Consider the following 13,279-nt stretch of genomic DNA (forward strand, 5'->3'; position numbering starts at 1 on the left):
CCGATAAACTGGAGGGAACGCCGATAAACTGGAGGGAACGCCGATAAACTGGAGGGAACGCCGATAAACTGTAAGGAACGCCGATAAACTGGAGGGAACGCCGATAAACTGTAAGGAACGCCGATAAACTGTAAGGAACACGATTAAGTCAGTATAATTGTGTAAATAGAAAAAGGGTCTCATCAACCCTCAATTTGGTTACAATGATTTTCAACCACAAAAATACCGTAACTTAGGAGGAATTGATGATGACCCAGCTTAATTTTACACTAGATGTAGAAAAAATTAAAGGTGAAGTGATGCAATCCAGTCTCAATGACGTAGTTAAATCTTCAGTTGTGCTTATTCTAAATGAATACATGGAAATGGAAAGAGATCAGTATATGAATGATTCTTCTCATGATCGGAATCCATATCGTCATGATTACAGGAATGGTTACTATGAACGAAATATGATTCTTAATGTTGGGAAAGTAAAATTAAAAGTCCCACGTACCCGCAGCGGAGAGTTTTCCACGAAGGTTTTTGAAAAATATAAACGTTGTGACCAGGCCTTTTTACTTTCTATGCTAGAAATGGTGGTTAACGGGGTATCTACACGTAAGGTAACGAAGGTTGTAGAACAGCTTTGTGGAGAAAAAATATCTAAATCCATGGTGTCCGATCTAACAAAGAAGTTAGATCCTATTGTAAAAGAATGGGCTGAAAGACCATTGAACACCCAGTATTATCGCTATATCTTTGTGGATGCCATGTATATCAAGGTTCGGGAGTATCATAGAGTAGTATCTAAAGCTGTTTATATTGCGTTAGGAGTTAATGCAAAAGACAAACGTGAAATCATAGGTTTTCAAGTTTCTGATGCGGAGTCAAAAACAAACTGGAGTGAATTCTTTGATACCCTAACTGCCAGAGGATTACAGTCTCCTAAACTAGTTATTTCAGACGCACATCAAGGGTTAAAAGTGGCCATTTCGGAAAAATTTCTTGGGACAAGTTGGCAACGCTGCACCGTACACTTTTTAAGAAATATTCTTCAATCTATGCCTAAGAAGAATACCAAAGAAGCACGTACGCATCTTAAAGAGGTTTTTAAAGCCTCCAACAGTAAGATATCTAGAGCTTTAAAAGATGAATTTATTGAGAAATATGGGGGCGAAAAGAAGTTCGAAAAAGTGGTTGAAACTTTGGAAAATGGCTATGAGGACGCAGTCCAATTCTATGCCGAGCCAGAGGAGACATATAGGCACATTCGAACGACCAATGTACTAGAACGTATAAACTCTGAAGTAAGAAGAAGAGAAGCCGTTATTCGAATTTTTCCCAATAAAAAATCTGCATACAGGTTAATTGGTGCCGTACTGATGGAATATGATAAAAACATAGATCCAGGCGGAAGAAAATATATCTACAGAGTTAATTAATGTTCTGCAAAATCACAAAGCTCCACTAAAGGTGCTAAATGTTAGAAATCCCCCTAAATAGAGAATTTGACATGAGCCTCCGGCGAGTATGATTCCTTAGCCAGGAAGCCAGCTCAAATAGAACTGGCCCTGCCAGGGCAGGCTATCACACTCGCCTCTCATGTCAAATGGTGTCATAATGTTTAGCTGGATTTTAGCTTTGAGATTTTGCCTCATATGTCTGCCCATAACCGGTTAACATTGTAACTTGAATTTACACAGAATTATGGACTTGACTAGGAACACCGATAAACTGTAAGGAGCGCCGATAAATCGGGAGGAAAGCTGATAAATCAGAAATCCCCCTGTAAGCAACTATCCTTCCTATTTTCTAATCTTAAAAAAATGGTAACTTGAAAAAAGCGTTGCCACCATCCACCCATCCCGCACGCCCCCCAACAAAGCCACTTTAAGCAGAGCTCTAACGTTCCCCTTTTAATATGCTCTTAATCGGTTCATTTCGTTTGATCATTTGGGCATATCTCTTCTCAAACACTGCAAGTTCTGACGCAGAAAAGCCAGTCTGTACGATTTGTTCGCTGAAATTAGTTAGAGCATTTAGAACTCTTGCTTTCATTTTTTCTACCGTTACGTTCATGTGTAACAAACTGGATAAGGATGCCATGACTTCAGGGTCTACGGTTGGAAAATGAAATTTCGTTTCGGTATCTTTTTTGCTAATCTGGTAAAAATCGCGAATGATACTTGCTCTTTCGTTACTGTTTCCTTCAACATCAAGATAAATTTGCACAGCTGCACCATCTTTAATTCTACGCTGGGAGATGCCTGCAAATTTTTTCCCATGTATACTGAGGTCGTAATCACCTGGACAATACGAGTGAACAATTTCATATGCTTCAATCTCGGTTGTGACATCATGAAGCATATACTGGACGAAACTAACCATGGCCTCGTAGCAATCGTGGATGGATAACTCATGGACGCCAGGAATAACGAGCGAAATATTTAATACCCCGCCATCTAATGCGACAGCAAGCCCACCTGAATTGCGAACGACAACATGATACCCTTTATTGGCTAAAAATCGTACTCCTTCATCGATAAAGGGAAGCCTTGCATCAGGAATACCGAGGACAATCGTTTTGGGATGGACCCAAAGTCTAATTGCAGGGGGAGAGTCTCCATTGCTAACGGACATGGCTAGTGCATCATCGACAGCGAATGATGTTAATGCCGTATAGTCCTTTCCAAAGAATTTTACTTCATTGGAATGATCGAGATATCGAAATGTTGTATGTTGAATAATTTCCTTCCAATTTTTCATGTTTGCACCAACCTTGTAATATTCGAATCCATTCTACATGTTATATCATTATGTTTTCATTTTGACGAATAGGGAATAGGTTCCTATCGTCTGTTTCTACAAAAAAATAAAGAATGTTAAAAACTGCCGAAATCGATAAACACAGTTTCGGCAAGGTGTTTAAGTAATGTCGATAAAACATTGTCTCTTTTCTTACCTAGTTATCTATTATATAATATATTAAAAATGTCGAAAAGAACGGATGGAGATAATGGCATATAAAGATCATCAATTATCCGAAGAAAAGGTGTTTAAAGACCCCGTTCATCGTTATGTCCATGTGCGGGACCGAGTAATTTGGGATTTGATAGCAACACCAGAATTTCAGCGACTGCGCCGGATTAAACAACTTGGAACGACAAATTTGACGTTCCATGGAGCGGAGCACAGTCGTTTTAATCATTCTTTAGGTGTATACGAGATTGTTAGAAGAATTATTACTAACTTTGAGAATCGAGCCCATTGGAATAATGAAGAACGCCTACTTTGCTTATGTGCTGCCCTTCTGCATGATTTAGGGCATGGCCCGTTTTCACATTCCTTTGAAAAGGTTTTTAAGTTGGATCATGAATATTTTACCCAACAAATCATTGTGGGAGACACGAATATTAATAAAATCTTAGAAATGGTGAGTCCTGGTTTTTCTCAGAAGGTTGCGGATGTTATTGCAAAGACTTATAAGGACAAGCTTGTGGTGAGCCTTATTTCGAGTCAAATTGATGCAGATCGAATGGATTATTTGCAACGCGATGCTTATTTTACTGGGGTAAGCTATGGCCACTTTGATATGGAACGTATTCTTCGGGTGATGCGTCCAATGGAGGATCAGGTTGTCATTAAATCTACAGGAATGCACGCCGTCGAGGATTATATTATGAGCCGTTATCAAATGTATTGGCAGGTCTATTTCCATCCTGTAACGAGAAGTGCGGAGGTTATTCTGTCAAAAATTCTCCATCGAGCGAAGGAATTATATGAATCAAATGATTTTACCTTTAAATTGAAACCAACCCATTTTATATCCTTTTTTGAAGGAAACGTGAAGCTGGATGAGTATTTAAAATTGGATGAGTCAATGGTTCATTATTATTTTCAAGAGTGGCAAGATGAACAGGATGACATTTTAAGCGATTTATGCGAACGATTTATGAACCGCAGGCTATTTAAATATGTGGAGTTTAATCCGAACCTGCAAATGAAGGAATGGATGGAGCTTTATCAATTATTTAAAGATGTAGGAATTCATCCGGAATATTATCTAGTTGTTGATTCCTCCTCAGATCTCCCATATGACTTTTATCGACCAGGTGAGGAAGAAGAACGACTACCGATACACTTGTTGATGCCAGATAAATCATTAAAGGAATTATCTAGACACTCTGATATTGTAGAATCTATTTCTGGAAAAAAACGAACGGACCACAAACTATATTATCCAAAAGACCGGTTGGATAGGTTAGAGGAATCAAGCGCCAAAAAGCGGATTATGGAAATATTATCATCCGTAAAAGGGCATTAAAATTAAATAAGAATTGCTAAAACAGGACGAACAATCTTGAGAAAAAGGGCAAAGACTTGGATACCACTTCGTATAAAAGTCTTTGTCCTGTGTCATGTCTACCAATTTTTTAAAAATTTGATTCACTTTTTTATGGCTAAGGAGAGGTAAATAATGTTAGATAATCATGCGAAATTAATGCAGTTTTTTTCTATTGCAAAAGATGTAACGGGGAGAAAGAAACTGCAGAAAATGATTTATATTTTGCAAAAATGTAATGTACCTTTTGAGGAAAAATATAATTTTCACTTCTATGGACCATACTCAGAGGAATTGACATTGCGTGTGGAGGAGCTTTGTAATTTAGGCTTTTTAAATGAAGTGAGAGAAGATAAAAGTAACTATTACCAATATAATTACACCATTACGGATGATGGAAAAGATTTCTTACAGCAATTTGCGATGGACATGCCTGAATATCAAGAGAAAGTCGAAAAATTAAAGGCCAAAAGCTCCCGATTTTTGGAACTTGTTGCAACCATGTTTTACTTCGATGATTTGCATGTAGAAGAAATTATAAAAAAAGTGCATACGGTTAAACCAAAGCAGAAATACAGTGATGAAGAAATAAAAGAAGCCATACAATTTATTAAGGATATAAAAGTGGTTTAGCTTGGGAAGGCTGATAGACCTGAGATGCTATTTTCTCTTATTTTTGAATTTCACAGTTGAAGGATGAGGTGCACTAACTTGGTGGAGTTTGTTGGTGCATGTCGATGTAACATTACTTATTATCTTAATACTAGAATGTGCGTAAATACCGCTACGGGAATACACTGCGCTTTCCGTGGGCGGCTGCTGAGCCTCCTCCGTGCTGACGCACTACGTAGTCTCACCTAGGCCTCTGCTCCCACAGGACAAGGAACGCTTCGGCAGCAACGCATCGCACGAAGAAAATTGAACTTTATTTTCGAGGAGTCTCCGTGTATTCCCTTCGCTAGTATTGAGTGTTCTAACACTAAATCAATATTAATTAGCTGATAAAATGTATTCCACTAATAATCTGGTTGATTGGAGCGGAGGGCGTCGACACCTAGAAAAAGGAGACCGCTTTTTCTCACGAAGTTGTGACGCTGACGAAGTTTTCCGTGTCCTGCGGGAAAGTGCGTGTTTGAAGCCTTCGATGCGGTGATCTTTCACTAAGGAGGCTGAAGCCGTGCCTACGGAAATCGGCAGTCCGTAGCGGTATTAACGAGCAGTTTAATACGCATTCTATCTATACTGCGTAATAACAATCAATAAGCTGGAAAATATGAAACCAAGTATGTTTTCTGGTAAAATTAGTGAAAATGGATAATGTAGATTTATTAAATAGAAAAGGGAGGAATCTGGGATGAGTATGGATAAAGGGAAAAAGAATTCCTTTACGATTTTAAAGGATGATCCCACCGATGGCCATGGCGGGTATGGAACTGGGGTTATAAGCCTAGAAAATATGTCTCCTGTAATTGTGGATCCAAATGAGAATGAAGCATATGTCGATATGGATGCGATGCATGCACGTAGTAAAGTAGAACGCCGCGTTAAATGGATACATGAAAAAGATCAGGTACCAAACGGAAAACTGTATTGGATTGTTTGGGTAAATGTGGAGCGAGGAGAGAACGGTAAATTTTACAGTGGTGTAGCTGGAAGTGAAATTCGAGTGGACCGCGAAATTAAACGGGCTTATAAATCCATGCCAGAGCATATTACACATATGGAAAAATCCTTGAAAGGTAAAATTGTGGTGGATCATATGGATGACCATTCTAAAAAACTTCTAGGTAATTTCCTGAAAGAATTTGACGAGGATATGTGGAATCATTCTTCAGATGAATTAAAAGAAGCACTTCACGTATAAAATGACCATTTTGTGAACAAATTGTGAAAACTTTCTTTTATGTTGTACTTTGTAATTAAAGTTTGTAAAATATTGGTACATGGACAATAAACATGTATTACTAGGACAAAAAGAAACCGACACTCCCTTTGAGTTGTCGGTTTCTTTTTATGGCCTCTTCTATGAATATCATGGTATATAGAAAGAGCGTGGTACGTTCGATTTCCCCTGATATCCGTTCGGTCCCCGCGCAAATTTAAGGAGCCACGCCTATATATAGATCTCCGTCAAACTAAATTTAGAAGAAGGAATCAAAGAACTTTTCTACAATTCCTTTATTGGAATCCTCTTTCCTTTCTTCCGTATCTTCTTGGATTTCCTCATCATGGAAATGCTTCATACAATAGCTAGTTGGTTCGTTTCCTTTTTCAAAATACATGACACGGCTTACGTCACAGTACGGTGTTGCCATATGTCCTGTTTCCGGATCTACGGGGACACCGACAACGCCAGATGGTGCTTGGAAACCTATTTCAGGTAATTCCTCATGAGCCTTTTCCATAAAGTCTGCCCATATCTGTTTCGGGTAGGCCGTTTCAGCGACAATTTGCATTGGCCGGTTATCATCATAGCCACCCCACACCCCTGTTACGAGATGGGGACTAAAACCAATCATCCAGCTATCCGAGTTGGTTGAACCAGATTTCCCCGCATATGTCCGTGTTAGTTGTTCAACAATTGGTGAACCGGTCACAGAAGTATACCCGTTTAGCTTGCGGTCAAACATTCCAGTCATCAAATCCGCTAAAATAAAGGTTTTTTCTGGGTCAAGAACGACCTCTCCTTCTTCCTCTTCTCGTTCATAAAGCGTGTTTCCATTCCAATCTGTAATTTTTTCAATGGTATAACTATCAATCTTATGCCCACCATTCGCAATCATCCCATATCCAGTAACCAACTCTTCTACGGTAACAGATGCTGTGCCTAAGGCGAGAGAAGGGACCGCCGGTAATTCCCCTTCGATCCCAAATTTCCTTGCCGCTTCCACCAGTCGTTCTGGCGTTAAGAACATGTTCGTTTTAACGGCATAGATATTGTCAGATAAGGCTAGGGCCTGGGCAAGGGAAATAGGCTCATAGGCATAATAATCATTGTAATTGCTAGGCTGATATACTTCACCATTTTCTAATTCAAAGGCTGTTGGCTTACTGGCTAGCATCGTGGTGGAGGTGTAGCCATGATTTAGCGCTGCATAATATAGAAAAGGTTTAAAGGTGGAGCCCGCCATTCGCTTGGCTTGAACCGCCCGATTAAATGGACTTTTCTCATAATCTCTACCACCAACTAGTGCTTTAATGGCACCAGTTTCAGGGTCTATCGACATGGCACCGATTTCCATTTCACTAGAATCACGGACGGTTTGATGGATGGAGGATTCTAGACCCTTTTGAAATTCCGCATCTAATGTTGTATAGATTTGGTATCCCCCTGAACGTATAGCTTCCGTATCCATCTCAAGAATTTTCGCAGCTTCCTTTAACACCATATCCTGAAAATAAGGACCAATCGTATCCTTCTTGTTTTCCTCTTTTTTACGTACATAGGCAAGTTCCGTACGAATTGCAGCTTGGTATTCTTCTGGTGTAATGATGTCGTTGTTCCGCATCAGTTCTAAAATTCTTGCCTGCCGATTCTCCGCATTCTCTTTATTATTGAAGGGAGAATAGTAGGTTGGACCTTTGGGAACACCGGCCAACATCGCAGCCTCTGGAAGGCTTAATTCTTCTGCAGACTTGTTAAAAAAGTAATTGCTGGCCGCTTCAATTCCATAGACACCATGACCATAATATATCGAATTTAAATATCCCTCTAAAATTTCTGCCTTGGAATAGTACATTTCCAGCCGAACCGCATAAAAGGCTTCCTTTATTTTTCGGTTCCATGTCTTTTCGTGGGTTAGATATAAATTTCTAGCAAGCTGTTGGGTTAATGTGCTTGCCCCTTCTACTAGGGATTGTTGTTTGATGTTTTGAATAATCGCTCCAATAATCCGTTTGAAATCAAATCCATTATGCTCCAGGAAATGCCGATCCTCTGTTATAAGAGTCGCATCAATGATATGGTCAGACATTTCCTCTAAATCAATCCAATATCTATTTTCCACCCCACGTTCTTCACCGATAACCTCGTTTGAATCACTATAGTAAATCGTATTGATTTCATTAGTCAGTGGCGGTGGCCCCAATAAAAAACTAAAAAGATAGATTCCTGCAATAGCAACAAAGGTAAGCCCAATTATTCCTATCACAATCCTGCTGATTATCTGAAACGTCGTAAATCTGCTCTTTTTCATGCTCTAATCTCCAAATTTATGATATACGTGTGTATTACTATTATTATGGGAAAAGATAAAAACAAATAAACATAGAAAAGCGAAAGCGCCCGCAGTAAATATGATGCGGCGAGTCCAAATAGAACGAAATGCCCATATATGGAGAGGCAAGCTGATATAATGATTCGGTAAGCCACCAACCTATGAGGCTTTCTATTGAAAAAAACGGCGTACTATAGCTATAATAGGCATTATCAATTTTTTCTTATAACTATCACACCAAGCTAGAGTGATTTAAAAATAGAGGTTTTGAGGCGATGGTATGAATGCAATGAAAAAGAAAGTAAACGTTAAGCTCCAAACGGTCATTCACGATAATGGTCAAAAGGAGTATAATGATGTGCAGGGAGCGGGAAATCTGTTCCAAAAAGGAAATAAGCATGTACTAACCTTTGAGGAAACGATGGATGAAGAAATCCCCGTTAAAAATATGATTACGATTCAAGCTAACTCTGTTCATATTAAACGGACGGGTGTTGTATCGATGAATCAACGGTTCCAGACGGGTCAACTTACGGAAAATGTATACAAGCACCCGTATGGAACCATACATATGGAAACGTACACGACAAAGCTAGAGCACCATCAAAAAGATGATCGTTCAGAAGGAAAGTTGTCCATTTTGTATACCGTGAAAATGAATGGGCAGGATGAACGGAAACATGAATTAGAATTACGTTATAAAGAGGAGGATTCCGAATGAATGTTTTAGAACAAACGGAAGATACATTAAAGCAGGAAATAGAAGCTGCTGTCCTAAAAGCGAACTTAGCAACAAAAGAGGAATTACCGGAAATTATTTTAGAAAAACCAAAGGATAAGGCACATGGTGACTTTGCTGCAAATATCGCCATGCAACTTGCTAGAATTGCGAAAAAGGCACCACGCCAAATAGCAGACGATATCATCAATAACATAGATCAAACCAAAGCTTCCATTGAAAAGGTAGAAGTTGCTGGACCTGGATTTATTAACTTTTTCATGAAAAATGATTTCTTGGGAGATATTATTCCAACAATTCTTGACGCCGATTCCGAATACGGAAAAACGAACTCGGGAAATGGTGAAAGCGTTCAGGTGGAGTTTGTTTCTGTTAACCCAACAGGAGACCTGCACTTAGGACATGCTCGTGGAGCAGCTTATGGCGATGTTTTATGTAATGTATTAGATGCAGCTGGCTACGATGTGGAGCGTGAATATTATATCAATGACGCGGGGAACCAGATTGATAATCTAGCTTTCTCAGTTGAGGCTCGCTATTTACAAGAATTAGGACAAGATGTCGAAATGCCGGAAGATGGCTATCACGGGCAGGCTATTATCGACATTGCGAAAAATGTGGTGTCCGAATATGGTGATGAATGGGCTAACAAAGATAAAGAAGAACGAATTAGCTTTTTTAAAGAATATGGCTTGAAATCTTCCCTAGATAATATCGCAAAAGATTTAAAAGCATTCCGTGTTGAATTCGACAATTGGTTTTCCGAACGTTCCCTTTATAAAGATGGGAAGATTAAGGAAGCCTTAAAGGTGTTAGAAAAAGAAGACTACATTTATGAAAAAGATGAGGCAACATGGTTTAAATCCACTGCCTTTGGCGATGACAAGGATCGTGTTCTCGTGAAGAAAGACGGAAATTATACGTACCTAACACCAGATATTGCCTACCATAAGGACAAATTGGATCGCGGATTTAATCAAATTATAAATGTATGGGGAGCAGACCATCATGGGTATGTACCAAGGATGCGTGCAGCGATTCAAGCACTCGGTTATCCGTCAGAAACGTTCCATGTCAAAATTATTCAAATGGTGAACTTGTTTGAAGGTGGCGAAAAAGTTCGTATGAGTAAACGAACAGGAAAAGCCATCGCACTACGTGATTTAATCGAGGATGTTGGCGTAGATGCAGCACGTTATTTCTTTGTAACTCGTTCGAATGATTCTCAGCTTGACTTTGATATGGACCTTGCTCGCTCCCAGTCGAATGAAAACCCAATTTTCTATGTACAATATGCGCATGCAAGAATTTGTACGATGCTGGAGCAAGCAAAAAACAAAGGATTCGACATAAATGCAACATATGATGGATCGTTGCTAACAGCGGAAAAAGAAGTAGATTTATTGAAGAAACTTGGCGAATTCCCACAAGTGGTTGCAGAAGCGGCAGAAAAGCAGCTACCACATAAAGTGACCCAATACGTGTTTGATTTAGCATCACTCTTGCATAGCTTCTACAATGCAGAAAAAGTGCTCGATGAGGATAACAAAGAACGCACAAGTGCACGTATCGCATTAATGAAAGCTGTTCGTATTACATTAGATAATGGACTTAAGTTGATTGGTGTATCTGCGCCGGAAAAGATGTAGGACATAATTGAATATTTCAATACCTTTGTTAATACACTATTTTCTTTACAAGCAATGGAAAATAGTGTATTTTAATTTCTAAATTAACTAAAAATATAAAATTTTACATATAAAGTGGTTGACTGAACGATCGGTCATCTATAGTATAGAAAGTAATAACATCTAGGGAATATTCAGATAAATGAAATCGTTATCACTGGGAGGAATAAGAGGAGGAGGAATCATGGATACGTTGTTAATCATCAATTGGGTTGCATTTCTAGCAGTTACGTTTTATGCCCTTTATCTATTTGCTAGAGTAGTTGCGACCAGGGTTTCTTACATTAGATTGGGGAAAAAATCAGAATTTGACGGCGAAGTAGGGATGAGGCTGAAACGAGTTGGAAAAATCGTTTTTGGTCAGTCCAAGCTGTTAAAGGACAAAAAATCTGGAACCATTCACGTCATGATGTTTTATGGATTTTTACTCGTACAGTTTGGTGCCATTGATATGTTTGTAAAGGGGCTTGCTCCTGGGAATCATTTGCCATTTGGAATATTTTATCCGGGATTTGTATTTTTTCAAGAACTTGTGACTTTAATGATCTTAATTGCGGTTGTATGGGCATTCCATCGTAGGTATATTGAAAAAATAGTACGGTTAAAAAGGGGCTTTAAAGCAGGGCTCGTTCTTATATTTATTGGGACATTGATGCTGTCTGTACTAATGGGAAATGGAATGTCTCAGATTTGGTTAGGTCATGATCCGACATGGACAGAACCAGTTGCTAGTGTTATAGCTATGATTTTTGGTTTTGTGTCACCTGAAGCTGCCGCCGTATTGTTCTATATCGCTTGGTGGGTACATACCATTACACTGCTATCATTCTTAGTTTATGTTCCACAATCCAAGCACGCACACTTAATTGCCGCGCCAATTAATGTATTTTTAAGTAAAAAATCACCTGGTAAGCTGAATGTATTGGATTTTGATATAGACGAGGAAACAGAGGATGAAGACGAAATCTCCTTTGGTGTTGGTAAAATTGAAGACTTTGAAGAACACCAAATGATAGATTTCTATGCATGTGTTGAGTGTGGACGCTGTACGGATGTATGTCCAGCTGCGGGAACAGGGAAAATGCTGTCACCAATGGATATCATGGTGAAATTACGTGATCATTTAACGGAAAAAGGTGCAGCTATTACTGGAAAGCAGGCATGGGTACCAACCTATGCATTCTCTAATACACCAGGAAATAGAGCAAGCGCTAGTGGTGAAGCTGCTGCTACGATTCAGGAAGCAGCCTTGATTGGTGATGTGATTACAGAGGAAGAGCTTTCGGCATGTACGACTTGTGCGAACTGTGTTGATGCTTGTCCCGTTACGAATGACCAACTTGGTGCCATCATTGATATGCGTCGTTACTTAGTCATGACAGAAGGAAAAATGGATTCTGATGTTCAACGTGCTGTGATGAACATTGAACGTCAAGGAAATCCGTGGGGACTATCGAAAAAAGACCGTATTAAATGGCGTGAAGAAGATGAGTCTGTATCCATCCCAACAGTAAAAGAGTTGAAGAAAGAAGGAAAAGAATTTGAATATCTTTTCTGGGTAAGCTCGATGGGTTCTTATGATAGTCGTAGCCAGAAAATTGCTATCGCCTTTGCAAAACTTATGAACAAAGCAGGTATTAGCTTTGCTATCCTAGGAAATCAAGAGGCCAACTCAGGTGACACAGCTCGTCGTATCGGAAATGAATTCTTATTCCAAGAAATTGCGGAAAAAAATATCAAAACGTTTAAAAAAAATGATGTAAAGAAAATCGTAACCATCGATCCTCATGCTTATAATATCTTTAAAAATGAATATCCGGATCTTGGTTATGAAGCAGAGGTATTACACCATACCCAATTACTATTTGATTTATTGCAATCTGGAAAATTAAAACCTGAGAAGTCTATCAATCAGCGATTAACCTACCATGACTCTTGTTATTTAGGAAGATATAATGGCGTTTACGATCCACCAAGAGAAATCTTGCAATCTATTCCAGGGCTAGAATTAGCAGAAATGGTTCGTAGCAAGGAAAATGCTATGTGCTGTGGTGCAGGTGGAGGGCTCATGTGGGCAGAGGACACAACCGGTAATCGAATTAATGTGGCGCGTACGGAACAGGCATTAGAAGTCAAACCGACGATGATTTCAACCGCATGCCCATTCTGTTTAACTATGATTAGCGACGGAACAAAGGCCAAAGAAGTGGAAGAAGATATTAGCACGATGGATGTAGCTGAAATATTAGCATTATCCGTTATTACGGAGGATGCAGAAGTAGTGGCTTAATGTTTGGTGTCTTAATGAAAA

The 13,279-nt window shown here is 39.2% G+C and carries 9 protein-coding genes; 7 read left to right on the forward strand and 2 right to left on the reverse strand.

Annotation, left to right across the window (positions count from 1 at the left end; all coding sequences use genetic code 11):
• The first annotated feature begins 248 nt into the window (after nucleotides 1–248).
• Complete coding sequence (locus CAO17_RS18345; RefSeq protein WP_085990839.1) at nucleotides 249–1,424, forward strand: IS256 family transposase; 1,176 nt, start codon at nucleotides 249–251, stop codon at nucleotides 1,422–1,424.
• Nucleotides 1,425–1,884: 460 nt separating this feature from the next.
• Here CAO17_RS18345 and CAO17_RS18350 read toward each other — a convergent pair whose 3' ends face one another.
• The gene (locus tag CAO17_RS18350; protein ID WP_085994002.1) at nucleotides 1,885–2,748 is read right to left on the reverse strand and encodes a lipoate--protein ligase family protein; all 864 of its coding nucleotides are present in this window, start codon (nucleotides 2,746–2,748) and stop codon (nucleotides 1,885–1,887) included.
• A 250-nt stretch (nucleotides 2,749–2,998) separates the two neighbouring features.
• Between CAO17_RS18350 and CAO17_RS18355 the strand changes: the two genes are divergently transcribed.
• The 3 genes from CAO17_RS18355 to CAO17_RS18365 all read left to right on the forward strand — a co-directional run bounded on the left by CAO17_RS18355 (nucleotide 2,999) and on the right by CAO17_RS18365 (nucleotide 6,188).
• Nucleotides 2,999–4,306, forward strand: a complete 1,308-nt coding sequence (locus CAO17_RS18355) for an HD domain-containing protein (RefSeq protein ID WP_085994003.1) — start codon at nucleotides 2,999–3,001, stop codon at nucleotides 4,304–4,306.
• 153 nt (nucleotides 4,307–4,459) lie between these two features.
• Entirely contained in the window at nucleotides 4,460–4,957 is a 498-nt protein-coding gene (locus CAO17_RS18360; RefSeq protein WP_085994004.1) for a YwgA family protein, read from the forward strand.
• 721 nt (nucleotides 4,958–5,678) lie between these two features.
• Complete coding sequence (locus CAO17_RS18365; RefSeq protein ID WP_085994005.1) at nucleotides 5,679–6,188, forward strand: YwhD family protein; 510 nt, start codon at nucleotides 5,679–5,681, stop codon at nucleotides 6,186–6,188.
• Between the two features lie 277 nt (nucleotides 6,189–6,465).
• Here CAO17_RS18365 and CAO17_RS18370 read toward each other — a convergent pair whose 3' ends face one another.
• A complete protein-coding gene (locus CAO17_RS18370; RefSeq protein WP_085994006.1) occupies nucleotides 6,466–8,520 on the reverse strand; it encodes a transglycosylase domain-containing protein in 2,055 nt (684 codons plus the stop codon).
• Between the two features lie 301 nt (nucleotides 8,521–8,821).
• On the opposite strand from CAO17_RS18370, the gene CAO17_RS18375 reads away from it, so the two are divergent.
• The 3 genes from CAO17_RS18375 to CAO17_RS18385 all read left to right on the forward strand — a co-directional run bounded on the left by CAO17_RS18375 (nucleotide 8,822) and on the right by CAO17_RS18385 (nucleotide 13,258).
• Nucleotides 8,822–9,262, forward strand: coding sequence for a YwiB family protein (locus CAO17_RS18375; RefSeq protein WP_085994007.1), 441 nt, complete (start codon nucleotides 8,822–8,824; stop codon nucleotides 9,260–9,262).
• Nucleotides 9,259–10,929, forward strand: coding sequence for an arginine--tRNA ligase (argS, locus tag CAO17_RS18380; RefSeq protein ID WP_085994008.1), 1,671 nt, complete (start codon nucleotides 9,259–9,261; stop codon nucleotides 10,927–10,929). The genes CAO17_RS18375 and argS overlap by 4 nt, the downstream gene beginning before the upstream one ends.
• A gap of 223 nt (nucleotides 10,930–11,152) precedes the next feature.
• Entirely contained in the window at nucleotides 11,153–13,258 is a 2,106-nt protein-coding gene (locus CAO17_RS18385) for a (Fe-S)-binding protein (protein WP_085994009.1), read from the forward strand.
• Nucleotides 13,259–13,279: the final 21 nt, after the last annotated feature.

Source organism: Oceanobacillus senegalensis, from assembly GCF_900176885.1.
In the GTDB taxonomy this organism is placed as follows: Bacteria; Bacillota; Bacilli; order Bacillales; family Amphibacillaceae; genus Oceanobacillus; species Oceanobacillus senegalensis.